This is a genomic window from Candidatus Pelagibacter ubique HTCC1062, assembly GCF_000012345.1.
Lineage (GTDB): Bacteria > Pseudomonadota > Alphaproteobacteria > Pelagibacterales > Pelagibacteraceae > Pelagibacter > Pelagibacter ubiqueversans.
Genome location: NC_007205.1, coordinates 785,939 through 808,438, shown reverse-complemented (window position 1 = coordinate 808,438; position 22,500 = coordinate 785,939). Strand labels below are relative to the sequence as shown.

The 22,500-nt window shown below is 29.5% G+C and carries 29 protein-coding genes; 8 read left to right on the top strand and 21 right to left on the bottom strand.

Features of this window, described 5'->3' with window-relative positions; all coding sequences use genetic code 11:
• Positions 1–19: 19 nt before the first annotated feature.
• From SAR11_RS07125 to mnmA, 12 genes are all read right to left on the bottom strand, one after another.
• Positions 20–154, bottom strand: a complete 135-nt coding sequence (locus SAR11_RS07125; RefSeq protein WP_011281986.1) for a hypothetical protein — start codon at positions 152–154, stop codon at positions 20–22.
• A 67-nt stretch (positions 155–221) separates the two neighbouring features.
• Positions 222–572, bottom strand: coding sequence for a hypothetical protein (locus tag SAR11_RS04210; protein WP_011281985.1), 351 nt, complete (start codon positions 570–572; stop codon positions 222–224).
• Positions 573–590: 18 nt separating this feature from the next.
• A complete protein-coding gene (gene aprA / locus SAR11_RS04205; protein ID WP_006997080.1) occupies positions 591–2,450 on the bottom strand; it encodes an adenylyl-sulfate reductase subunit alpha in 1,860 nt (619 codons plus the stop codon).
• Positions 2,450–2,920, bottom strand: coding sequence for an adenylyl-sulfate reductase subunit beta (aprB, locus tag SAR11_RS04200; protein WP_011281984.1), 471 nt, complete (start codon positions 2,918–2,920; stop codon positions 2,450–2,452). Before aprB ends, aprA begins: the two co-directional genes overlap by 1 nt.
• A gap of 20 nt (positions 2,921–2,940) precedes the next feature.
• On the bottom strand, positions 2,941–3,735 hold the full coding sequence (locus tag SAR11_RS04195) for a hypothetical protein (protein WP_011281983.1): 795 nt from the start codon (positions 3,733–3,735) through the stop codon (positions 2,941–2,943).
• 104 nt (positions 3,736–3,839) lie between these two features.
• The gene (locus tag SAR11_RS04190) at positions 3,840–4,274 is read right to left on the bottom strand and encodes an HIT family protein (RefSeq protein ID WP_011281982.1); all 435 of its coding nucleotides are present in this window, start codon (positions 4,272–4,274) and stop codon (positions 3,840–3,842) included.
• The gene (locus SAR11_RS04185; RefSeq protein WP_041185785.1) at positions 4,243–5,013 is read right to left on the bottom strand and encodes an aminotransferase class IV; all 771 of its coding nucleotides are present in this window, start codon (positions 5,011–5,013) and stop codon (positions 4,243–4,245) included. The genes SAR11_RS04190 and SAR11_RS04185 overlap by 32 nt, the downstream gene beginning before the upstream one ends.
• Positions 4,976–5,533: an aminodeoxychorismate/anthranilate synthase component II gene (locus tag SAR11_RS04180; RefSeq protein ID WP_011281980.1), complete on the bottom strand. Its 558-nt coding sequence runs from the start codon at positions 5,531–5,533 to the stop codon at positions 4,976–4,978. Before SAR11_RS04180 ends, SAR11_RS04185 begins: the two co-directional genes overlap by 38 nt.
• Entirely contained in the window at positions 5,530–6,693 is a 1,164-nt protein-coding gene (locus tag SAR11_RS04175; RefSeq protein WP_011281979.1) for a chorismate-binding protein, read from the bottom strand. Before SAR11_RS04175 ends, SAR11_RS04180 begins: the two co-directional genes overlap by 4 nt.
• A 3-nt stretch (positions 6,694–6,696) precedes the next feature.
• A complete protein-coding gene (locus SAR11_RS04170) occupies positions 6,697–7,917 on the bottom strand; it encodes an MFS transporter (RefSeq protein WP_011281978.1) in 1,221 nt (406 codons plus the stop codon).
• Positions 7,914–9,089, bottom strand: coding sequence for a trans-sulfuration enzyme family protein (locus SAR11_RS04165; RefSeq protein ID WP_011281977.1), 1,176 nt, complete (start codon positions 9,087–9,089; stop codon positions 7,914–7,916). The genes SAR11_RS04170 and SAR11_RS04165 overlap by 4 nt, the downstream gene beginning before the upstream one ends.
• A gap of 185 nt (positions 9,090–9,274) precedes the next feature.
• The gene (mnmA, locus tag SAR11_RS04160; protein WP_006997090.1) at positions 9,275–10,390 is read right to left on the bottom strand and encodes a tRNA 2-thiouridine(34) synthase MnmA; all 1,116 of its coding nucleotides are present in this window, start codon (positions 10,388–10,390) and stop codon (positions 9,275–9,277) included.
• A gap of 5 nt (positions 10,391–10,395) precedes the next feature.
• Between mnmA and SAR11_RS06910 the strand changes: the two genes are divergently transcribed.
• The 3 genes from SAR11_RS06910 to SAR11_RS07055 are packed head-to-tail and all read left to right on the top strand — an operon-like array spanning position 10,396 to position 11,515.
• Positions 10,396–10,602, top strand: a complete 207-nt coding sequence (locus SAR11_RS06910) for a DUF3553 domain-containing protein (RefSeq protein ID WP_011281976.1) — start codon at positions 10,396–10,398, stop codon at positions 10,600–10,602.
• A complete protein-coding gene (locus SAR11_RS04155; RefSeq protein ID WP_011281975.1) occupies positions 10,599–11,369 on the top strand; it encodes a 3'(2'),5'-bisphosphate nucleotidase CysQ family protein in 771 nt (256 codons plus the stop codon). Before SAR11_RS06910 ends, SAR11_RS04155 begins: the two co-directional genes overlap by 4 nt.
• Positions 11,369–11,515: a hypothetical protein gene (locus SAR11_RS07055; RefSeq protein WP_006997093.1), complete on the top strand. Its 147-nt coding sequence runs from the start codon at positions 11,369–11,371 to the stop codon at positions 11,513–11,515. Before SAR11_RS04155 ends, SAR11_RS07055 begins: the two co-directional genes overlap by 1 nt.
• On the opposite strand, the gene SAR11_RS04145 is transcribed toward SAR11_RS07055, so the two are convergent.
• Positions 11,507–12,061, bottom strand: coding sequence for a regulatory protein RecX (locus tag SAR11_RS04145; RefSeq protein WP_011281974.1), 555 nt, complete (start codon positions 12,059–12,061; stop codon positions 11,507–11,509). The genes SAR11_RS07055 and SAR11_RS04145 overlap by 9 nt on opposite strands.
• A gap of 37 nt (positions 12,062–12,098) precedes the next feature.
• Here SAR11_RS04145 and SAR11_RS04140 point away from each other — a divergent pair, with 37 nt between their 5' ends.
• Entirely contained in the window at positions 12,099–12,572 is a 474-nt protein-coding gene (locus SAR11_RS04140) for an ABA4-like family protein (protein WP_011281973.1), read from the top strand.
• Positions 12,565–13,149 carry a 2-hydroxychromene-2-carboxylate isomerase gene (locus SAR11_RS04135; RefSeq protein ID WP_011281972.1) on the top strand — a complete coding sequence of 195 codons (585 nt, stop codon included), beginning with the start codon at positions 12,565–12,567 and terminating at the stop codon, positions 13,147–13,149. The genes SAR11_RS04140 and SAR11_RS04135 overlap by 8 nt, the downstream gene beginning before the upstream one ends.
• Here SAR11_RS04135 and SAR11_RS04130 read toward each other — a convergent pair.
• Positions 13,146–13,529, bottom strand: coding sequence for a rhodanese-like domain-containing protein (locus SAR11_RS04130; RefSeq protein ID WP_011281971.1), 384 nt, complete (start codon positions 13,527–13,529; stop codon positions 13,146–13,148). The genes SAR11_RS04135 and SAR11_RS04130 overlap by 4 nt on opposite strands.
• Before the next feature lie 53 nt (positions 13,530–13,582).
• On the opposite strand from SAR11_RS04130, the gene SAR11_RS04125 reads away from it, so the two are divergent.
• Entirely contained in the window at positions 13,583–14,602 is a 1,020-nt protein-coding gene (locus tag SAR11_RS04125; RefSeq protein WP_011281970.1) for a hypothetical protein, read from the top strand.
• A gap of 2 nt (positions 14,603–14,604) precedes the next feature.
• Positions 14,605–15,072, top strand: a complete 468-nt coding sequence (bcp, locus tag SAR11_RS04120) for a thioredoxin-dependent thiol peroxidase (protein ID WP_011281969.1) — start codon at positions 14,605–14,607, stop codon at positions 15,070–15,072.
• Between the two features lie 52 nt (positions 15,073–15,124).
• On the opposite strand, the gene SAR11_RS04115 is transcribed toward bcp, so the two are convergent.
• The 3 genes from SAR11_RS04115 to rseP form a co-directional block, all read right to left on the bottom strand.
• Positions 15,125–16,426, bottom strand: coding sequence for an ammonium transporter (locus tag SAR11_RS04115; protein WP_011281968.1), 1,302 nt, complete (start codon positions 16,424–16,426; stop codon positions 15,125–15,127).
• A 146-nt stretch (positions 16,427–16,572) separates the two neighbouring features.
• Complete coding sequence (locus SAR11_RS04110) at positions 16,573–16,848, bottom strand: HU family DNA-binding protein (protein WP_006997102.1); 276 nt, start codon at positions 16,846–16,848, stop codon at positions 16,573–16,575.
• Between the two features lie 140 nt (positions 16,849–16,988).
• The gene (gene rseP / locus SAR11_RS04105; RefSeq protein ID WP_011281967.1) at positions 16,989–18,122 is read right to left on the bottom strand and encodes an RIP metalloprotease RseP; all 1,134 of its coding nucleotides are present in this window, start codon (positions 18,120–18,122) and stop codon (positions 16,989–16,991) included.
• Positions 18,123–18,240: 118 nt separating this feature from the next.
• Between rseP and SAR11_RS04100 the strand changes: the two genes are divergently transcribed.
• A complete protein-coding gene (locus SAR11_RS04100) occupies positions 18,241–18,645 on the top strand; it encodes a carbonic anhydrase (RefSeq protein WP_018414011.1) in 405 nt (134 codons plus the stop codon).
• Positions 18,646–18,673: 28 nt separating this feature from the next.
• Here SAR11_RS04100 and SAR11_RS04095 read toward each other — a convergent pair whose 3' ends face one another.
• The 4 genes from SAR11_RS04095 to SAR11_RS04080 form a co-directional block, all read right to left on the bottom strand.
• Entirely contained in the window at positions 18,674–19,441 is a 768-nt protein-coding gene (locus SAR11_RS04095) for an ABC transporter permease (RefSeq protein WP_006997105.1), read from the bottom strand.
• Complete coding sequence (locus tag SAR11_RS04090; RefSeq protein ID WP_006997106.1) at positions 19,431–20,366, bottom strand: ABC transporter ATP-binding protein; 936 nt, start codon at positions 20,364–20,366, stop codon at positions 19,431–19,433. The genes SAR11_RS04095 and SAR11_RS04090 overlap by 11 nt, the downstream gene beginning before the upstream one ends.
• Positions 20,367–20,415: 49 nt before the next feature.
• Complete coding sequence (locus tag SAR11_RS04085) at positions 20,416–21,864, bottom strand: sodium:solute symporter family transporter (protein WP_011281965.1); 1,449 nt, start codon at positions 21,862–21,864, stop codon at positions 20,416–20,418.
• A gap of 108 nt (positions 21,865–21,972) precedes the next feature.
• Complete coding sequence (locus SAR11_RS04080; RefSeq protein WP_011281964.1) at positions 21,973–22,488, bottom strand: hypothetical protein; 516 nt, start codon at positions 22,486–22,488, stop codon at positions 21,973–21,975.
• Positions 22,489–22,500 lie beyond the last annotated feature (12 nt).

Sequence of the window (22,500 nt, the reverse complement as noted above, 5' to 3'; positions counted from 1 at the left end):
TTAGTTGTTAAAAAACAAACTAATTAAATGTGATAAAAGTTCCAACTAAAATAACACCCCAATAAGCAGCTAAGCTAACAAAGATACCTGTTTTGATAATAGTTGCCTTAAAATCTAAAATTTTTTTTAATATTTTTATGTTGGAAATTGACATTACAACCGTCAATACACCCAGTTAATTATTTGTCAAATAAATATTTAATATAAAGTGATTTTTTTTATTAGTAGATTGTTGCTCCAAAAACCTTAACATCATCACCCTCGATACCAAGAACCAATCTACCAAGGAACTCACCTTCAATCTCTTTACTTCTTTGTTTAAATAGAACGGTGATGTTTTGACCTCGTCTTAAACAACCAAATGCTTGGTAGTCTTCTTTTAGGCTTGTTAAAAGTTTATTATTAGCCCACTGTTTTCCAAGCTCTACTTCATTTGCTCCAAATAACATTTGAGTTCCAAAATCTTTAGTAAAACCACCATAATCTTTCATATTGGAAGTTTTAACAAGATTATCCCAAATAGGATTAGCAATTGCTATAATCTCATCATCAGATTTCTCTAAAAGACTCATAATTTAAGTTTAACTGTTTTAAGAAGCTTTTTTCTTCTCGTTCTCGTCAACTATGTGGTAAACCGGCACTTTCTCAAGAGAGAATTTACCAGTTTTAGGATCACGTCTAGAAACTGTTAAACAATGCCAATTATCATCATCAAGTTTCATATGATCACCTCTATAATAGTAACCAGGCCAACGTGTTTCTTCACGGAACATAGTGTGTTCAGTTACACATTGAGAAGTTAAAGCTCTGTGTTTTAATTCCCAAGCTCTCATAAGTTGGTGCAAATCTTCAGCTCCTACTTTTTCTAAATCTTCCTCTAACCAAGCAAGTAATTCTAGGCCTCTTTTAAGCATATTACCATTTGTCATGTAGTTAGTTGCAATACCTCCAACATATTCGTCCATAATTCTTTGTAAACGTTGAAGACCTTGAATAGGAGAAATATAACTTGGTGAAACTGTTCCACCTGTGATCTCATTTTGAGCTACTTGGTATGTCTCTAAAGGTTTGAATACAGCAGTTTTAAAGTCTTCACATTGTTTATCAGTAACTTTAATACCTTCTGCTTTTTTATCTTGAATATATTTAACAGCAGCTTTTGCAGCTAAACGACCTTCGGTAAACGATCCAGAAGAAAACTTATGGGCACTTCCACCTACAGTATCACCTGCACCAAAAAGACCATCAATTGTTAACATTCTGTTATAACCCCAGAAATATTCTGGTGGAGATAAATCTTCAGGTCCACTAACCCAAGCTCCAGAGCATGTTGCATGAGAACCCATAACATATGGCTCAGATGTAGTTAATTCTGGATTTGTGTATTTAGGATCTATGTTTTGAGATGCCCAAACAACAGCTTGACCAACGGTCATACCTAAAAAGTTTTCCCAACCAACTGTTTCTAAATGTGGATCTTGGAATGCTTCAGTAGTCACCATATGAATAGGTCCACCGCCTGCAATAGTTTCTTGTATAAATGCATGGTTTCTTAAACATGTTGGTGTTGGATGGTGATCAATATACTCACCAACTAATTCTTTAGTTTGGTCATACCATTTCTTTTCATAATTCTCTCCATTTGCATTTTGAGTATATGTTTTAAGGTGCAAGAAATATGCTCCAACTGGACCATAACCATCTTTAAATCTACATAACACAATTCTGTTTTCCATTTGTGTCATTTTAGCTCCAACAGCGATAGGTAATGCATAAGCTGAACCATTACTCCATGGTGCATACCAAGTTCTTCCCATTCCTTCTCCGACTGCTCTTGGTTTGAAAATGTGAGATGCTCCACCTGCTGCAACGATTACAGTTTTTGCTCTAAATACATGGAAATCACCAGTTCTCATATTAAAACCAACAGCTCCACCTACTCTATTTTCTTGAGCCTCATCCATTAAAAGATGAGTAATCATTATTCTATTGTAAATTTTATCAGCTGATTTTTTTGCAGCCTCTGCAACGATTGGCTTATAACTTTCACCATGAATCATGATCTGCCATTTACCTTCTCTAAGGTAACGACCTGTTTTTTCATTCTTCATCATTGGTAGACCCCACTCATCAAACATATGAACAGTTGAATCAACGTGACGAGCCATGTCATAACCTAAATCTTCTCTAACCATACCCATCAAATCATTACGTGCATATCTTACGTGATCTTCAGGTTGGTTTTCACCCCACTGCATACCCATATAACAGTTAATAGCGTATAAACCTTGAGCAACCGCTCCACTTCTATCGATGTTAGCTTTTTCAACACAAATAATTTTCATGTCTCTTCCCCAGTGCCTAGCTTCAAAAGTAGCACCAGTTCCAGCCATTCCACCACCAACAACTAGAACATCGCAATCTTCAAAATGTGTTTTATGCTTAGCCATTAGTAGTAAACCCCTTTTTTAAATGAATCTTTTGGTACTACCGGTAATTTACCATCAATATTTAAACCATTAGGCTCGGTGTAAAGCATTTGAGAATTGATCTCACCTTGATTAGGTTTTTCACCTTCTGCTAATTTAGGAATAAATTTTCCCCAAGGTTTTGTTGTAATTGGAGATACAAAATCTTTTGTAGTTCCATTTCTAAATTTAATTTTCCAAGAAATAGTTCCTTTTTCTTCTTCACGTCTAACTCTTACACTGTGACCCATAGGAGCAAAGTCAGCATAACCACGAACATCAATTGCATGATTAGGACAAGCTTTTACACAAGAATAACATTCCCAACAAAAATTTGGTTCAATATTTACTGCTCTTCTAATATTTTCATCGATGTGCATTATATCTGATGGACAAATATCCACACAGTGACCACATCCATCACATCTCGTCATGTATACAAAAGTTGACATATTATTTTACCTCTCTCTTTTTAATAATGTTTTGGTTGTTCTCTTTTAATTCCTAGTCCAAATTGTTTTGGTGCATCTGCAAGTGGAGGAAGATTGTCTCTTGATCCGTCTGCTTCTGCTAAGTTTTTTTGGATTGCTGCACCAGGTTTATAAAACATATGTGCAAATTTTGACCAATAAACTCCCCCAAATAAAACAATGTTTGAGGTAATAAATAAAATTAAAAATAAATATCCTAATCCAGCTGATCCTGAAGATTGAAAGTATGACCAAGCAAGTCCAGTAGTAGCACATGCAAGAAGTGCTAAAACAAATAAGTCAGCTTTAATAATTCTATACCAAGGATGAGCTTCGGCTAACACATCCACTCTTAAAAATAACCAAAACCAATATCCACCTACACAAGTCATAATTGCTCCGACATGCCAAATTATAGGCCAAACTGTCGGTGTGGTAGTTCCTTGTGCTGTATAACAAAAAACCATTACAACAGATGCAACCCAAAATAAAATAGTTCCATACATTCCCATAACGTGTGCAACTCTTCTTTTACCAGCTCCAAGCTCTGCAGTAGTTGCGATATCATGAGCTACAGTTTTTAAAATAATTGATGTTTTTTCTCCAGCTCCTAATTCTCTTTCAGCTGCTAATTTTGCTTTTTTTGCATTATTAAAAAAGTAAGTTACATTTTTATGATGGATCATCTGAACTATTGTTCCAATAATAATTAAAGCAATCATAGCTAAAACAAAAAATTGTATGGCTGCAGGAGATATTGTTTCAGCTAAAACTGAAAAAGGGTTAATTGACATCATAATTAGTAATACCTTTATTTAGAATCTATGTTGATTGTGATTATTTAGTACAGATGAAATAATAGATCAACCGTTTTGTATGGGTTATTTTACCATATAAGATTTTACACCTTACGCTTGTAATGCTGTTTCTTTGGTATAACCGACCGAACTCCTCCTTGTGGGTTATCAACATCGCCTTCTCTACGAGGAATTAGATGAATATGACAATGCAAGATTGATTGTCCAGCAATAACTCCAGCATTTGTTCCAATATTAAAACCTTTAACTGCCGGATCTTTTAACAATATTTCCTCTTTAATTTGTTTGATTAAATTATTGCAAGCAATCACTTCATCGTCATTTAAATCAAAATAATCCACAACATGCCGTTTTGGAATAATTAAACAATGGAATTCGGACACTGGATATGTGTCATAACTAGCATAAGCCAAATCATTTTCAGCAGCTAGTCCACTTTGTTTGGAGTTGCAGAATAAACAAGGATTATTTGGGTCAAACATAATTTTATCTATAGATAGAGCATTTGTTAACTTCATTTTTATAAAAATTAGATAGTTTTTTATAAAATTTAAAACTTTTTCTCTTCCACTTGATTTCATTAATATTTTTTATTGAAGCAACACCTTTTCCAGAACCAATGAGAAGAATTTCACTAAATTCAGATAAAGTTTTTATCAATATATCTTTGTTAATAATCTTACCTAATTTTTTATTAAAAAATTTATAGGTAATGCCCTTATAAATATTATTAATTGGAGAGTACACTTTATCATCTTTTATAAACAGCATATTTGAAGTTCCACTTTCTAAAATTGTATTCTTGTAACAAAGACCAACATCTGAAGTGGTATTATCCATTTTAGATAAATGCTTTAATATAAAGTTATATTTAAGATTTTTAAATTTAGGGTCAAATCGTTTGTGACGGATAAGCTTTAAATTAAAATTTAATTTAGGAGTTTTTCTGTTTCTCAAAGAAATTGATATCATCTTTTTATTCACTGCAACTCTAAGAAGATGATTATAAGATCTTTTTTTATCAATATTCAGTTTGATTAATTTAAGAATATTTTTTTCAAGATTTGGGTTATTTAATTTATAAACTTTTAAAGATTTTATTAAATTTTTAATATGTTTTTTAAAAAAAAGTATTTTAGCAGGTTTTCCAAAAATCCACATTGTAGTGAATACACCATTATCCCCCCAAAGATCTTTAAAATTAATCTCTTTGTAAGTTTTATGCTGATAAGATTTTTTTAATAAGTAAGTTACCATTTTCAGTTAAAAAAGATTCAGGATGAAATTGAAAGCCAAATATTTTCTCTTTATTATTTTCTATTGTCATTGCTGTATTTGAAATAGCACACCTCATTGTAATTTCAAAATTTTTTGCAGCAAACGGCTCTTTTAATTTTAGAGAGTGATATCTACCTACAGTAAATTGACTATTTTTTTTAAACAATGAATTTTTGCTAGTTACTTTTATTTTAGATTGGAAACCATGGTAAATCTTTTTTTGTTCAACTATTTTTCCATTTTCACAATGAAGAATTTGTTGAAACCCAAGACAAATTCCAATAATTTTTTTTTTACCTTTAAATTTTTTATAAATCTCAGAACTAATTGGATAATCTTTTGGAGCACCTGGACCTGGTGAAAAAACAATAATATCTGCTTTTTTTAATTTATTTTGATTTATTTCATTAAAATTAGTGCAAACAACTTCATCAAAATTTTGAAATTGATGTACTACGTTTTGAGTAAAAGAGTCATGATGATCGATAATGTATATCATTTATAAAGATCCATTAATGACTTTGCTTTAATATAATTTTCATTAAATTCATGAGCTGCATTACTGTCAATTACAACACCAGATGCCACAGAAATTTCCGATTTACCTTTAAAATTTAATATTGATCTAATAATGATATTAAACCTCATATCTCCATTGAACTTTAAGTAACCAAAGCTACCTGTATAAATATTTCTACTTTGTTTTTCCTGTTTGTTTAACAAATTTAATGTACTAATTTTAGGACATCCTATTACAGATCCTCCCGGCATCATTGCCTTTATAATCTCTAATGAGGTAACTCTATTTTTGAGTTGTCCTCCAATTAAACTCACATAATGATAAAGATCTTTATATTCTTCAACTATCTTTTTTTTTAAAATTTTTACTGAACCTGGTTTACAAATTTTAGATAAGTCATTTCTTTCCATATCAACAATCATGTTGTGTTCTTTGGATTCTTTTAAGTTTTTTCTAAAAAAAGTAAGGGCTTTATTTTTATTTAATTTTTTAGTTTTCTTTAAAGTGCCTGCAATTGGTTTTGTTGTTATAAAATTATTTTTTTTTGTTATCAAATTTTCAGGAGAACAACTTATTATTGAATAATTTTTATCCTTAATCATAAATGCTTCAGGCGCCATATTACTTTTTACAAGTCTACTAAAAAAATCTAAAGCATCTATTTCTGATTTATTACTATATTTAGTACAAATTTTAATCTGATATGTTTCTCCAGATTTTATTTTCTTTTTAAATTCATCAAATATTACCTTATAGGATTTTTTATTAATATTTATTTTGAATAAATCATTAGAATTTAATGATCTTGTTTTTTTATACTCAAGGTTGTTTGGAAGTTTTATTTTTGTTTCAGGTTTATAAAATATGCCTTTAGGGAAATTTATTGTTTTTTGTTTTTTTATTTTTACGTCAATTAAATTATTTAATATTTCATAGCCAAAAAAACCAATAAACAGATCAGTTTCTTTATAGGGAAGTTTTAACCTATTATTTTTGTTAATAAATTTTTCAATATTATTATTGTTTAAAATAATCTTTTTTGAAAAGTCTGTATAAAGATCAAACCCTTTATCTGATTTATAGATTATAAAAGGTTTCTTTGAATTATTTAAATCTAGTAAGTAGTTTTTCTTATTCAATTTTTATTCTATTTTTAATCTTAGAACTGCTTCTTCTTTAATTGGTAGATGTATTATTGCTGCAAAAATAGATAAAACAATTGCTAAATACCAAGCATAATCATAAGAGCCATATAAATCATGAAATAGTCCTCCAAGAAATGCTCCAAAAAATGAGCCTACTTGATGACTTAAAAAAACTATTCCATAAAGAATACCAAGATATTTTGTTCCAAAAATATGAGCAACTATTCCACTTGTAGCAGGCACTGTTGATAGCCATAAAAAACCAAAACTTGCACCAAAGATAAATGCATTAATGTTACTTGCGGGTAAAAATATAAATAAGATAATTGAAATTCCTCTTAATGCGTAAATAGAGCTTAAGATAATTTTTTTACTAATTTTCGTAGATAAGTATCCACTTAATAAAGAACCAAATATATTAAATAATCCAATTAATGACAATATTGCAGCAGCCGTCCAGCTTTCTAAGCCTCTATCTATTACGTATTTTGGAACGTGTGTTCCAACTAAAGTTATATGAAAACCACATACAAAAAATCCAGAGACTAGAAGTATATAACTTTTGTTTTTGAAAGCTTCCTTAAATGCCTCTATGGCGCTTTGGTTGTTTGGTTTTTCAATAGACTGAGCAGCAGATGGAGATCTTACAAAAAAAGCTATTATAAGCCCGATAAATAAGAATATTGTGAATACAAAAAGTGTATCCACCCATCCATTTTTAATTAATGAATAGCTCGTATAAAGTGGAGAGATAAAATAGCCCAAAGAACCAACAGCTGTAACAATGCTCATTGCTATTGTTCTATTTGATAATGGAAAATGCTTTCCAACAATTGACATTGGAATACTAATTGCAGTTCCACCTAAACCAATTCCAACTAAAAGTCCTAAATCGATTTGAAAAAAAATTCCAGTATTTGGACCAGCATACAAAAAATAAATTCCCAAAATATAAAAAACAAAAGCTAAACAAATTGCTTTGTGTCCACCATATTTATCTGCAATGGCTCCAAATATAGGACCTGTTAAACCCCACATTAACATTTGAATGCCTATTGCTAATCCAGATTGAGTTATTGAAATATCTAGGTCATTTTTAAAATCCATGAAAAACAAACCAAAAGTTTGCCTAACACCAAGAGAAATTAAAACTACAATACAAGCTGCGATCAGCGTTATTAAGGCTGTTTTATTTTGAATAAATTTTTCTGAACTCATTTTATATATTTAAGAGATTTTTTTAAATCATCAATGAGGTCTTTTGGGTCTTCTAAACCAATATGTAATCTTACTAAATGTTCATCTTTTGCTAATTTTAGATATTCTCTATTACCTTGTTCACGTTTATCTTGATATAAAGCAAGGCTTTCAAATCCACCCCAACTATATCCATAACCAAATAATTTTAAAGAATTAACAAACTTAATTACAGAGTTTTTGTTTTTTGATTTAATTTTCAGACCCATCAATCCTGAGGCACCAGAATAATATTTTTTCCACATTCTAAAATTAAAGGAATCTTTTTTATGCGGGTATAATAGTTTTATATTTTTATAATTAGATAAAAACTCAGCTACTTGTTTTGCACTTTTTTCATGTTTGTCTAATCTAACATCTAAAGTTCTAAGTCCTCTTGTTATTAAATAAGCATCATCAGGGCCAAGCCTCAAACCAGTTATCTTATTCGCTTTATCAACTTGTTTAAAAACTTTTTTATTAACAGCTAAACTTCCACCCATAACATCTGAGTGACCTGAATAATATTTGGTAGCAGATACAATTGACATATCAAAACCAAGTTTAATTGGTTTTAAAAAATAAGGGGTTCCCCATGTATTATCAATTACAGAAAAAATTTTATTCCTTTTTGCAATTGATACTATTTTACCTAAATCTTGAAAATCAAACGTATTACTTCCAGGATTTTCAACAAAAATTAATTTTGTTTTTTTTGTAATTGCTTTTTCTAAAGTTTTCAAATCATGTGGGTCATAAAACACAGATTTTACATTAAATTCTTTTAGAAAGTCTTGAGTTAAAATTCTCGTAGGTGAATATGTTGGATCTGCCACAATAATCTCATCACCAGGACGAACAATACTAAATATAGACAAGAAAACTGATCCAAATCCAGTTGGTGTTAAAAATACATGATAGCACTCTTCCATTTCTTTAAGTATTTGTGACAAAACATGAGTTGTTGATGTTCCTTGTCTTCCATAATCAAAATGTCCACCTGTTGGATCTTTTTTGCTCTTATCCTGCATTTTTCTAATATCTTGCATGGATTTGAAGATAATAGTCGACGCTCTTACCACAGGGGGGTTAACTGACTGATTATGGTAATCTTTTGCAGTATGTTTAAGAAAAGTCTTGAATGATTTAGTCATAAAAAATTTGATAAGTTAAAGGGAGAATGCTATATCCCTCCAATAACGTCAATAAAATTATAAATAGGATAGTATGGGTTACCCAAAAAAACATAGAGGTCGAAGAAAACAGGGCTCTAAAAAAAGAAGAGCTAAAAGAAAAAATAAGAAAAAATAGTCTCTTAACTTTTATATCTCAATAATACCTAACTTTTTATCCAACCACCACCAAGAACCTTATAGCCATTATTGTTTTTTGCATAAAACACACACGCTTGACCAGGCGCAATACCGTGCTCCTCTTCCAATAAATTAACGTTCGCATTGGTATCATTGATATCTATCTTGGCTTTAATTAATCTTCCAGTAGACCTTACCTTTACGAACAATTCATTTTTAAAATCATTTTGATCGTTTGTAATAATATTCAAATCTTTTAAATTTATTTTTGTTTTAACAAGATGTTCCTTGGCTCCAACAATAATTTCATTTTTATCAGCAATAATCTTTACTACATACAATGGGTTCTTATCAGAAACTCCAATTCCTTTTCTTTGACCAATTGTATAATTAATAATGCCGTCATGAACTCCTATCACTTCACCATTCATATTTTTAATATTACCTTTACTAAAAGAGTTTGGTCTAAATTTTTCTATAACTGAAGCATAGTCTCCATTTGGTACAAAACAAATATCTTGGCTGTCAGGTTTGTCTGCAACATTAAGATCAAGTTCTCTTGCAATATTTCTTGTTTCATCTTTAAGAAGATTGCCTAAAGGAAATCTTAAAAAATTTAATTGATCTTTTGTGGTATTAAATAAAAAATAACTTTGATCTCTATTTAAATCAATTCCTCTGTACATATCTGTATTATCTTTTTCAGTAATACTTTTAACGTAGTGTCCTGTTACTAAAGCATCAGCGTTAAGTCTTTTAGCTTCTTCAAATAAGTCTGTAAATTTAACTGTCTTATTACATTGCACACATGGAATAGGTGTTTCTCCATTTAGATAGCTATCAATAAAATTATCAATAACTCCTTCTTTAAATTTATTTTGATAATATAAAATTTTATGCTCTATCTTTAATTTATCAGCTACTCTTTTTGCATCCATAATATCTTGGCCTGCACAACATTGTTTTGAAGAAGCTGTCTCTTTACTGTCATTATAAAGTTTAAGAGTAATACCAATGACATTGTAACCTTCATTTTTCATCATAGCTGCAACCGTTGAAGAATCTACTCCACCTGACATTGCAACAATAACTAAGGTGTCTTTTGGGTCTTTAGCTATTCCAATAGAATTCAATTTTGTCATATTTAATGATATTTATTAGTATATTAACTATAAGTAAATTAATGATTTTAGATTTTGAACCAGGTGACAAAGTTATCAATCCTAACAACAAAGACTGGGGAACAGGACAAGTTCAATCAATAATTAATGGTAAAGTTACTGTAAATTTTGAAAATGTTGGAAAAAAAGTTATTAATTCAAAAATAATTCAATTAGAAAAATTACATAAATGAACCTTGAAGAAAAAAAGAAAATTACTCTTTCACTGATAGAAACTTTTAATAAAGCAAGTCAGGTAGCTTTAGATTTAAGAGGAGCTGGTTTAAAAAAAGAAATTAAATCAGACAATACTCCTGTAAGTAATGGAGATATCGAAGTTAATAAAATTTTAACCAGCAAGATCCAAGAAATAACTCCAAATATCCCTATTGTTTCAGAAGAGAGTACAAACCATAAGATGGATAATGATTTAAATACTTTTTGGTTAATCGATCCAATAGATGGCACCAAAGATTATATAAATAACCGTGATGAATTTACTTTAAATGCAGCATTAATATTGGATAAAAAACCCGCTATTGGGATCATAACAGTTCCAGCAAAAAAAAGAGTTTTTTATTCTTACGGTTTGTCTCACAGTTACGAGTTAATTAACAATCAAGAAATTTCATTAATGAATAAAGAGAAAAACTATGTTGGACATACAGCAGTAAGTTATTCTAACGATCTTAAACCTGAAATTTTAGAAATTCATAAAAAATATAAAATAAGTTCTTTTCAAAAAATGAAAAGCTCACTAAAATTTTGTGTTATTGCAGCAGGTGAATTTGATATGTATGTTGCTGAACCAAGGGCTTGTGAGTGGGATATTGCAGCTGGTCATGCAATCCTTGAGCACTCAGGAGGGAAAGTGACTGACTTTAATTATAATGAAATACTCTATGGAAAAACTGAATTTAAAAATCCAAGTTTAATTTTAAAAAGTAAAAACATATTATAATGGATGAGCAATTAAGAATAATTTTAATAATTATAGTATCAGTTTCTATCTTTGGTTTATTAGTTTTTGTATTTGTTAAAAATGTTATTAGAAATAGAATTCAGTCTCTTGTTGAAGAAGAAGAGAAAGAAAAAAAATTAAAGTAATCTAATTATTTTCATATAGTCAGCTTTATCAATATCCATGATCCTTTTAGAGGTTTCAAAATCAAAACCATTTCTTGCTAGTAAAGCAATATCCTTTTTATAAAATAGGGCTCTATTATCCTCTACTCTCGCTGGTCCAATTCTCTTTTTTTTACATATTTTTATTCCAGAAAAAAAATCTTGGTCAGAGTTATCCTCTTTAATCTTATCTATTGTTTCTTTAATGTAGCGATCATTAATTCCTTTAGTCATTAAATAGTTTCTAATTTTATTAACCGAACTGCCTCTTTGGATTAAGCTCCTAGATTTACTTTCAGAATAGAATTTATCATTAATAAACTTAGTTTTTTCAAGATCTTGCAAAACAACATCTATTAAATCTGTAATATCTTGTTTTTTAATATTTTCTAAATTAGCTTTTAGATACTTCTTTAATAGATAGGTTCTAAGCTGTTGTTTGGATGGTGCATATCTTTCGATATAGGCAAATGAGAAATTTCTCATTTCCTCTACCGTCACTTGTAATGTTTTTTTTCTATTTCTCATATGAATCTTAATAGCTTATTGTATAATACACTAAAAAATGATCGATCAAATCTATACATATTTTACAATTGAAATGATTTTTCTTTGGTTAAATCTAGGTGTCTTGCCTTTTTGGTTAATATTAGTCTTCTTTCCACAATCACAAATATGTAGAGTTTTTATCACATCAATTTTTCCTTTTATTATTTTAAGTTTTGCCTACGGTTATCTAACTTATGTACTTTTTAATGGGGGCTATGACTTTGTTAGGAATTTTGAGCTATATTTAGGCTTAGATTCAATTAGTTATTTGTTTAACGATAAATCCTTCTTAATTTTATTTTGGACTCATTTTCTATCTATTAATCTATTTTGTGGTGGATGGATTGTTAAGGACTCACAAAAATTTGGTATCAATAAAATAATAATGTCTTTTCCGTTATTAATAACATATTTTATTGGTCCTATTGGACTTACTCTTTATTGGATTATAAGAATTTTTTACGCAAAAAGAATTAATCTTTATGATTAAGGAAATAGATTTCTATTTTGATTTTATTAGTCCTTACGCTTATTTAGCTTACCAAAAAATCCAAACGTTACCAAAAGATATTCGAATAAATTATAAGCCAATTTTATTAGGTGGTCTTCATAATTTAGAAGGTATAACGGCACCAGCATTTATCAAACCTAAATTAAAACATATGATTAATGACTGCTTGTTAATTGCAAAAAAAAATAATTTTGATTTTAAGTGGAACTCTAAATTTCCTTTAAACTCATTGATTATTATGCGTGGCTATTTAGATATTAGCTCATCAAATCAAGCACAATATATAAAAACAATGTTTGACGCTTATTGGAAAGATGATCTGGATATCTCTAAAGAAGAAATATTAATACCACTACTTGAACAATGTAAGATTGATAAAGATATTTTTTTTAAAACAATTAAAGACCCTGTTATTAAAGAAAAGTTAAAAAATGCCACTAAAAATGCCCATGAAAAAGAAGTTTTTGGAGCGCCCACTTTTATTGTTAATAATAAAATATTTTGGGGACAAGATCGATTGGAATTTGCCTTAGATGAATATAATAAAGTAGATTAAACTATTTTAAAATCACTTTGGCTAATTGCTGCAAAGCCACCCTCAATGTGAGAAACATTTTCAAAACCCATTTCTTTTAATGATTTAGCTGCAAGTGCAGATCTTAAACCACCAGCACAAAATAAGACAATTTCTTTTTCCATATCTAGCTTACCATTTTTAAAATAAGGACTCTCAGGATCTAGCCAAAACTCTAACATTCCTCTTGGTATATGGTGAGAATTTTCAACACGTCCTGATTTATCAAGTTCTCCCTTTTCCCTAATATCAATTAAGCTACATTTGTTCTCGTTTGATAGTTTTAAAGCCTGCTCAGGACTTATAGTTTTAATTTCTCTTAAGGCTTCAGCTACTAGAGTGTGAGATGATTTTATATTCATATGATAATAATAATATATATAAATAAATAAAAAAATACAAAAATACAAAAATAGTGATCAAAAATTTTAAAAATAAAAATAAAATTAATTTTTTTAAAAAAAATTTTATTAAAATTACAAGAAAACTAGGTTTTGAAATTATCGATCAAAATAATTTCACAATTCCTACAAGCAATACATCTTTAAATAATAATATCAGTGTAATAAACAAAAGAAATATAACTCTACCACTTGGTGAAGTTAAAATTACAAGAAAAGTTAAAAGCTTTTTGATTATATTCAGATCTTTTACCAATGAAAATACACTGCTCAGTCAAAATAAAAAAAGATTATTTGAAAAGCAAAAAAAAGAATACAGTTTAAGATCTTTAAATTCCATATGTATTAATATTAAAAATGCTCAAAAAAAAATGAGTAATATTAAATTTTTTTTAAAAATTATAGATGATAACTCAAAACCTAGCGTAATTAAATTACAGAAAAAAATTGCAAGTCAAAACAGTGTTTTATTTGAAATATCTAATCTTGATATTAATAAATATAAAAACAAAATGAAATTTTCAAATAATAAAAGAATGCTCGCTCATAATTCACATATTTACCAATCAAAAGAATTTGCTCTTAATTCAAATTATGACTTAATATATTTTGTTGAAGACGACTATTTGCATCATCACGATGCTATTGAAGAAATGATTTTTAGTTATGAGAAATTCTCAACTATCTATAAAAAGGATATAATTATGTGTCCTGTTGATTATCCATATTTATACAATAAATTTGAGCAAACAAATATTTTAGCTGGTCATAAAAAACATTGGCGTAGAGTAAACGAATCTCTTTGTACGTATTTAATTTCTCATAATATACTTAAAAAAAATTGGAAGACTTATGAAAAAATGTTTTTAAATAATTTTGATCCTTATGAAAAACCTCTTCATTTGCTTTATAAAAAAACACAATGTTTTTCACCAATACCCTCTCTATCACTACATATGACAAATGTTAATTCTGCTTATGGATTATCACCAATGGTAGATTGGCTCGATGTTTGGAAAAAAAATAAATATTAATAATGTTTAAAATAAATTCTAAAGCACCTTTGTTTAAATTAAACTCAACAGATGGTGAGATTTATTCTTTAAAAGATTCACTTGGCAAATATGTAGTTCTTTATTTTTACCCTAAAGATGACACTCCAGGATGCACAATTGAGACTAATGATTTTAACAAATTATTACCTAAATTTAAAAAACTGAATTGTGAAATATTTGGGATTTCTAAAGATGATCTAAAAAGCCACCACAAATTTAAAGAAAAATTTAAAATCAAATTTGATCTTTTATCTGATGTAGAGCTTAATATTTTAAAAAAATACAAAGTTTGGGCTAAGAAGAAATTTATGGGTAGAGAGTTTATGGGAATAGTGAGAACAACTTTCTTAATTGATCCAAATGGTAAAATAGTAAAAATTTGGGATAATGTAAAAGTTAAGGATCATGCTAAAGAAGTGTTTGATACCCTAAAAAACTCTATAAATTAAAAGGCCCCAATTAAGGGGCCTATTTTCTAACTATAAGAGAGATAGTTTTTTATTAGTCTCTGATTGCGTAAGCAATTACTCCTGTTTCAGTAACATCTGTACCTTTGGCTTGAGCTTCTTTACTCAATCTAATTCCAAAGAGACTATTCATAATCGACCAGACTATGTAAGCCACTACAAAAACAAAAATATTAATTGATAAAACACCAATTAACTGTGCTCCGAATGTTGCGTCTGCATTTGTGATCGGTACTACTAAAGTTCCAAATATACCTGCAAACATGTGAGCTGGAATTGCACCTACTACATCATCAAGTTTAAATGAAAACAATAGTTTAGTTCCAAATACAACTATCACACCACCAACAGCACCAATTAATATTGCTGCTAATGGAGATGGCGCTAATGGTTCAGCTGTTATTGCAACTAACCCACCAATTGCACCGTTTAACATTTGTATTACATCAGTTTTACCAAACAATAATCTTGTAACTACGGCTGCAGCTAATACACCACCACATGCTGCTAAATTAGTGTTAATAAAGATTGTTGAAATAGCTACTGCATCAGCAAATGAACCTAATGCTAGTTGAGAACCACCATTAAATCCAAACCAACCTAACCATAATACAAACACACCAATAGTTACTAATGGAATTGATGATGCTGCAAATGGTTGAATGGCTTTTGGATTACCTTTGCTATCAAATCTTCCAAATCTTGGACCAAGTATTATAATACCAGCAAGTGCAGCAGCACCCCCAGTTGAGTGAACTAGAGTTGATCCAGCAAAATCAGAAAATCCGATAGTTGCTAACCAGCCTCCACCCCATTGCCATCCCATTACTATAGGATAAATAACACCAGATAAAATTGCTGCAAATAAAAAGAATGGCCACAACTTAATTCTTTCAGCCATTGCTCCTGAACAAATTGAAACTGTTGTTGCACAAAATACCATTTGGAAAAACCAGTCTGATCCAGCAGAGTAACCTGCCTCCAGTGAACTAGAGTCTGACCAAGGTGTAAAAGTACCTATATATCCGCCTTCTGGTATACCATATGCTAAATTGTAACCAACTAACCAAAACATAATTCCTGAAATTGCATACAAACCAATATTTTTTGCACAAATTACAGAAACACTTTTAGAAGTAACCATTCCTGACTCAAGCATTGCAAAGCCTGCCGCCATGAACATTACTAAAAAACCACAAATTAAAAATAGGAGTGTATTAAATACAAACCCTACTTCAGCAGAAATATTTGTTTCTGCTATTCCAGCACTACTCATGTTTATTAAAAAAAATAAACTAATAAGTGGAACTGATATTTTTTTTATTATTTTTATCATTAAGACCTCCATGTTTAAGTTTTCACTTATATTTTAGATGAACTTAAAAACTAATGTTGATTGGGAAATTTAGGTATGCAGTGATTGCATATAGTAACAGCCTTATTACATTTCTGTAAAAGGCTGTTAATGAATTTACTATTTAATTACTTATTAAATATTTCTTTAAGTGCCTTAGCTGGTAAGAACTTAACTTTTTGAGAAGCACCGATTTGGATTTGCTCTCCAGTTCTAGGATTTCTTCCAACTCTAGCTTTTCTTTTTGCTACTTTGTAAGTTCCAAATCCAGCAATTTTCACTGTATCGTCACCTTTTAAAGCATCTAGAATAGTGTTTGTAATAGTATCAAAAGTACGCTCAGCATCAGCTTTACTTAGGTTTAAAGAACCTGAAAGTTGTGCTATTAATTGTTTTTTGTTCATTTATTTAGCTCCGGTTTTATTGGTTATTTTCACATAATTGACATTAAACCTCATAAATCAAGCTTTTTATTAGTGTCTACTAAAATAAAAACCTCAATATATAGTGATTTGTTAAATAAATGTTGATTTTAAAGGATTATTTAAGAAATATAATTATTAAAAAACTTAAATAAACCAACGTCTTTTAGATCATTAAACGTTGTAAAAAACATCAATGATAGCAATAAAAACATTCCGATTCGAAAAAAACCCTCTTGAGTTTTTTGTGATAATGGACGCCCTAATACCTTTTCAATTCCATAAAACATTAAGTGCCCACCATCTAACATTGGAATTGGGAACAAGTTTATTAACCCTAAACTAATAGAAATATAAGCCATAAGGCTTATAAAAGGTAAAATTCCAAATTCTGCAACTTGTCCGCTAATTTTTGCTATTCGAATTGGCCCACCCAACTGTGAAGTATCACCATTTCCAGTGAGCATGCTTCCAATATATTTAAGAGAAGAAGTGCTTACATAATAAACTTCATTAACCGCATAAAACAGCGCTTTGGTAGGACCGAGTTTAACGTGATTTACCTCATTGTTATAAGCACCAAGTTTAATACCAACCATACGTTTGCTGATTTTGTTTCCAAGATTATCTTCGCCTTCAACAATATTCGGTTTTACTCTAAAGGTTAAATCTTGATCAAATCTATTTACTGTAAAATTGATAAATTCATCAGTAGACATCATAATATATTTTGAAACATCCATAATGCTTGTAACCTCGTTGCCATCAATAGAGACCACAATATCATTGTCTTTAAGACCAGCTACCATTGCAGGACTATCCTTTTGAACTTCGTTAATTACAGCTGGTGTAAAATCTTTTCCAAAAAAGGTATAAACTGAAAAAAATATCAGAATTGCTAATAAAAAGTTAGCTAAAGGACCACCAAATACAATTAAAGCTCGTTGATATAAAGGCTTTAGTACAAACAGTTTATCCTGATCTTCTTTACTATATTCTTTTATAATTTTGTCATTATCAGCTTGGCTATAAACATTTCTATCACCAAAAAACTTAACATATCCCCCAAGAGGTATGACACAAACCTTCCAACGAGTTCCTGATTTATCATTCCAACCAAACATTTCTTTGCCAAAACCAATTGAAAAATCAGTAACTCCTACACCGTATCGTTTAGCAAAATAATAATGTCCATATTCATGGATAAATACCACCACAACAATTAAAGCAATAAAAGGCAATATATAAGATAGCATAATAATTACACTCTAACTGACTTTAAGGCTGTTCTCAATAGTCAATTCATTTAAAAAATAAACAAATTAATGACAAATAAAAAAAAATTTTGTATTTAAATTTTATTAATTAATTTTTATGCAAAAAAAATTTAAAGCAATGGTTCTTTCTTGTATGGATCCAAGGTTCCAATCCCTAGTCTATAAATTTACTAAAAAAAAGAACTTAACTGGAAAGTATAGCTCATTTACTATTGCAGGTGGAGCTATCGGGGTTACTCATAATAAATTTAAAAAATGGCATCAAACATTTATTGATAATTTATCAGCTTCAATTGAGCTTCACAAAATAAGCAAACTCATTGTTATAAATCATGAAGACTGTGGGGCGATTAAAATTGCCGAAGGTAAAAAAGATTTAGATGAAGATGAAATTCACAAAACTTCTTATCAAAAACTAAAACAACTATTAAATAAAAAATTTCCTAAGCTTCGATTAGAATTTCATATCATGAAATTAAATCAAACAATTATAAAACTTTAGTAGTTATTAATCTTAAAATGAAAGCGAATTAACTTTTAATATTATAGCCTTTTTTAAGCAAGATAGACACAAGGGTAATACAAACAATTAAAAAGAAAACCATCGAACTAATACTAATCCAAATATCAAAATCAGAGACGCCGTAGAAAGAAAATCTTAAGCCATCAATTAGATAAACTACTGGATTAAAATATGAAATTGTTTGCCAAAATGGTGGCAGCATATCAAGAGAGTATAAACTGCCCCCTAAGAATACCATTGGAGTAATGACTAATGATGGAATAATCGACATCTGCTCAAAGTTTTTACTAACTACACCAATTAAAAATCCAAATAAAGCAAAAGTAAAAGAAACTAATACTAATAAAAATATCATTAACATTGGATGCATAACACTCACATCAGCAAAAAAAGAGGCGGTTGCATAAATTACAGCACCAACGACTAAAGTTTTAGTGGCTCCTGCCCCTACAAAAGCTAGAACGGTTTCAAGTGTTGAAATGGGTGCTGCTAAAATTTCATTAATAGTTCCATTAAATTTTGGAAAAAAGATTCCAAACGAAGTGTTACTAATTGATTGAGTAAGGAGTGTTAACATTAATAAACCTGGTACAATGTAAGACCCATAACTAACCCCATCAATTTTTTGAATATAATTTCCAATAACTGAACCAAAAACAACAAAGTATAATGATGTAGATATTACAGGTGAGAGAAGAGATTGACCTATAGTTCTTATAAATCTATTCATCTCATGAACATAAATAGCTTTAAAGCCGTAATAGTTAAATTTCATTATTCTCCTTTACTAAATCAACAAATATTTTCTCTAATGTACTTTGTTCTGTTTTTAAATCTTTTAACTTTAAGCCAGTATCTTTTATATCTTGCAATAAATCAGTAATACCCGTTTTTTCAGCCTGAACATTATAAGTATAAATTAATGACATCTGCTCTTCACTTATTTCAAGATTATACTTAGATAAATCTTCTGGAATTTCTGTAATTTTTTTTTGCAATTCAATGGTTAGTTTTTTGTGTCCCATTTTCTTAATTAATTCTTTTTTATCCTCAACTACAATAATTTCACCTTGATTAATTACAGCTACACGGTCCGCTATAGCCTCAGCTTCCTCAATGTAATGAGTAGTTAAAATAATTGTGACGCCTTTTTTTCTGAGGTCATCAACAACCATCCACATATCTCTTCTAAGCTCAACATCAACTCCGGCTGTTGGTTCATCAAGAAATAATATTTTAGGTTCATGAGATAAAGCTTTTGCAATTAAAACTCTTCTTTTCATTCCGCCTGATAATTGTCTTAATCTTTGATCTTTTTTATCCCACAAACTTAAATCTTTTAAAATTTTCTCAATATGCTCCGGTTTTGGTGCTTTTCCATACAGCCCTCTTGAATAAGATACGGTATCAAAAACAGTCTCAAAAGATTCTAAATTTAATTCTTGAGGAACAAGCCCTATTCTTGATCTTGTCTCTCTATAATCTTTTATAATATCATAATTATCAATTGTGACAGTTCCTGAAGTAGGTTTAACAATTCCACAAATAATACTGATTAAACTAGTTTTGCCCGCACCATTTGGTCCAAGCATTGCAAGAATTTCACCTTGTTTTACTTTAAGGCTAACATTATTTAAGGCTTTAAAGCCATTATCGTAAACTTTTGATAAGTTGTTAATGGATATTTGAATCTCAGACATTTGTTAGGGTGTATATAGTTACTTATACACCTTTTACAAATTATTAGGTCTATTTTTTAGATCCTTTTATTTTCCAAAATATTACAGGCAAAAAAGTTGCGATTATAAAAGATAAAAACAACAATGATTGAGAGACAAAAGCTGGAAAAGTATCTGCTGGTAAAATTATACCCACTAACAAACTCTTTGAAAAATCAGGAGCTGGGAATAAAAGAAACCCTCCAATTAACCCAATAATAATTGAAATATATGCCGTTTTTTCATTCAACTTTTTATTATAGAAACTATAAAAAACAGTAAGTACAAACGCACAACAAAATAAATCAGCAAGCAAGAATAAGTATAAAACACTGAATCCTTTTGAAGCAATTACAAAAGCTATAATTGAAAGCACTACTATAAAATATTTTGAAAGAGTTAAGTAATTAGTTTTCTTATTTAAATTTAAAGTTGCTTTTCCATCAACCACTATTAAGCTTGATATTGCATTGACCAATGTATCAACAGTACTAATTGTTAATGATAAACCAAGGATCACAATTATTAATGATAAAAATTCTGTCTGTTCACTTAATAATAAAGAAAAGAAACCAAGGTCAGGAATAACTTTTGGATTAGCTGATACTGCAACTAAACCACTAAAGCCCATAAAAAAAACAATTGGAATAATAACGATGAACGCTACTATTAAACTTTTCTTTAAAACTTCATTATTTTTTGCAGCATAAACTCTTTGCCAATTTCCTTGATGAAAAAGATTAGTTGCAGCAACCGCGATAAAGAACGTTAATCCTGCAGTATAGTTTGGAATATAACTCGCACTTAATAAGTGAGGACTTTTTTCTTTAATAAATGAGAAAGAAAACTGATCCCCTGTAAATGATGTTAGATAAAATACTGAAATTAATAATAAAGCTACAATTACAATCATTTGAATATTATCTGTAAAAATTGAAGCTCTTAATCCACCGTATAAAGTGTAAGCAAGTGTTGCGATTAGAATAATTAAAGAGGTAACCCAAAGTTCAGTGCCTGAAATATAATTTATCAATATTGCAACTGCTGTAATTTCAGCGCATAAAAAAACAAACATATAAAATACTGTCATAAGCAAAATAAGTTTAAATAAACTCTTTCCAAATCTTTTTCTTAAAAATTCAATTAACGTTGAACCTTTTGGAAAGTCAGTTCTTATTTTTTTTCCAAGTGAAATTAAAAAGATCATAGGAAATGCTGTTCCTAATGCGTAACCAATCACAGCTCCTATTCCACCCCATGTTGCAGCAGATGCTGGACCAAATAAAATCCAAGCCCCAAGCGCAGATGCAATTAGGCTTGTTGTTAGTGAAAAGAAACCAATGTTTCTATTCGCAGTTAGATAATTGTTAATCCCTTGATATTTTTTAGAGTAAATTAATCCAACAATTGTAAAGATTAAGCTTATAGTTATGACAAGTGTTAATGATGTTGATTGACTTATAAAGTATGTTTTATCCATTGTTCTCCCTTTCTGAATTACCGGACAGGTTATTAGGGTTTATTCTCAGTCAGTTACGACACCCCTTACAATTTTTATAGACTATAATTTAGATTATTAAAGAGAAACTTAGTGTTTAGTATCTAATATTTCTAGTGGTAATGGAGCTTCTGGATACTTTTCTTTACATAATTTTTCATAGTTTTTACAAAGAGTGCTTACTGTGTCGTGCGCTTCATCTTTAGAAGTTAAAAATTTAATTAAAGTATCTCTCTCAAGTTCAATTTCTTTGATATCCATTCCACTTAAATATTCACCAGTCTCTACTTCCCAGTAAGTGTCATTTAATTCTTCAATTTTTAAAGTGTTAAGCTTTCTTTGAAGTTCAATAATAATTTCATCTTCCGTTTTACTATCTTTCATTGGGGAGTTTACTAATTTTCCTAAACACTTATCTTTAAGATCATCTAAAAAAGTATTGTAGGGTTTACCTTCTGCTAAACCTGTAAAATGATTGCTTTCAAAATATTTGCTAATTGCAGCATTAGTTGAGATTTTATTTTTACCTTTAGCAACAGCTACTTGAACGTAAACTTCCTGACTAATGTATTCGTTTAAATAATCTTTAATTTTATCCGATAACATTAGTTTAAAAAA

Excerpts from the sequence above, each read along its gene's own strand:
- SAR11_RS04190 (WP_011281982.1), bottom strand. The coding sequence starts at position 4,274 with ATGAAGTTAACAAATGCTCTATCTATAGATAAAATTATGTTTGACCCA.
- SAR11_RS04165 (WP_011281977.1), bottom strand. The coding sequence starts at position 9,089 with ATGACTAAATCATTCAAGACTTTTCTTAAACATACTGCAAAAGATTAC.
- aprB (WP_011281984.1), bottom strand. The coding sequence starts at position 2,920 with ATGTCAACTTTTGTATACATGACGAGATGTGATGGATGTGGTCACTGT.
- mnmA (WP_006997090.1), bottom strand. The coding sequence starts at position 10,390 with ATGACAAAATTGAATTCTATTGGAATAGCTAAAGACCCAAAAGACACC.
- aprA (WP_006997080.1), bottom strand. The coding sequence starts at position 2,450 with ATGGCTAAGCATAAAACACATTTTGAAGATTGCGATGTTCTAGTTGTT.
- SAR11_RS04100 (WP_018414011.1), top strand. The coding sequence starts at position 18,241 with ATGCAAAAAAAATTTAAAGCAATGGTTCTTTCTTGTATGGATCCAAGG.
- SAR11_RS07125 (WP_011281986.1), bottom strand. The coding sequence starts at position 154 with ATGTCAATTTCCAACATAAAAATATTAAAAAAAATTTTAGATTTTAAG.
- SAR11_RS04170 (WP_011281978.1), bottom strand. The coding sequence starts at position 7,917 with ATGAGTTCAGAAAAATTTATTCAAAATAAAACAGCCTTAATAACGCTG.
- SAR11_RS06910 (WP_011281976.1), top strand. The coding sequence starts at position 10,396 with ATGATATTTATTAGTATATTAACTATAAGTAAATTAATGATTTTAGAT.
- SAR11_RS04140 (WP_011281973.1), top strand. The coding sequence starts at position 12,099 with ATGATCGATCAAATCTATACATATTTTACAATTGAAATGATTTTTCTT.
- SAR11_RS04145 (WP_011281974.1), bottom strand. The coding sequence starts at position 12,061 with ATGAGAAATAGAAAAAAAACATTACAAGTGACGGTAGAGGAAATGAGA.
- SAR11_RS04210 (WP_011281985.1), bottom strand. The coding sequence starts at position 572 with ATGAGTCTTTTAGAGAAATCTGATGATGAGATTATAGCAATTGCTAAT.
- SAR11_RS04115 (WP_011281968.1), bottom strand. The coding sequence starts at position 16,426 with ATGATAAAAATAATAAAAAAAATATCAGTTCCACTTATTAGTTTATTT.
- rseP (WP_011281967.1), bottom strand. The coding sequence starts at position 18,122 with ATGCTATCTTATATATTGCCTTTTATTGCTTTAATTGTTGTGGTGGTA.
- SAR11_RS04185 (WP_041185785.1), bottom strand. The coding sequence starts at position 5,013 with ATGGTAACTTACTTATTAAAAAAATCTTATCAGCATAAAACTTACAAA.
- SAR11_RS04195 (WP_011281983.1), bottom strand. The coding sequence starts at position 3,735 with ATGATGTCAATTAACCCTTTTTCAGTTTTAGCTGAAACAATATCTCCT.
- SAR11_RS04110 (WP_006997102.1), bottom strand. The coding sequence starts at position 16,848 with ATGAACAAAAAACAATTAATAGCACAACTTTCAGGTTCTTTAAACCTA.
- SAR11_RS04085 (WP_011281965.1), bottom strand. The coding sequence starts at position 21,864 with ATGGATAAAACATACTTTATAAGTCAATCAACATCATTAACACTTGTC.
- bcp (WP_011281969.1), top strand. The coding sequence starts at position 14,605 with ATGTTTAAAATAAATTCTAAAGCACCTTTGTTTAAATTAAACTCAACA.
- SAR11_RS04090 (WP_006997106.1), bottom strand. The coding sequence starts at position 20,366 with ATGTCTGAGATTCAAATATCCATTAACAACTTATCAAAAGTTTACGAT.
- SAR11_RS07055 (WP_006997093.1), top strand. The coding sequence starts at position 11,369 with ATGGATGAGCAATTAAGAATAATTTTAATAATTATAGTATCAGTTTCT.
- SAR11_RS04155 (WP_011281975.1), top strand. The coding sequence starts at position 10,599 with ATGAACCTTGAAGAAAAAAAGAAAATTACTCTTTCACTGATAGAAACT.
- SAR11_RS04080 (WP_011281964.1), bottom strand. The coding sequence starts at position 22,488 with ATGTTATCGGATAAAATTAAAGATTATTTAAACGAATACATTAGTCAG.
- SAR11_RS04130 (WP_011281971.1), bottom strand. The coding sequence starts at position 13,529 with ATGAATATAAAATCATCTCACACTCTAGTAGCTGAAGCCTTAAGAGAA.
- SAR11_RS04095 (WP_006997105.1), bottom strand. The coding sequence starts at position 19,441 with ATGAAATTTAACTATTACGGCTTTAAAGCTATTTATGTTCATGAGATG.
- SAR11_RS04180 (WP_011281980.1), bottom strand. The coding sequence starts at position 5,533 with ATGATATACATTATCGATCATCATGACTCTTTTACTCAAAACGTAGTA.
- SAR11_RS04135 (WP_011281972.1), top strand. The coding sequence starts at position 12,565 with ATGATTAAGGAAATAGATTTCTATTTTGATTTTATTAGTCCTTACGCT.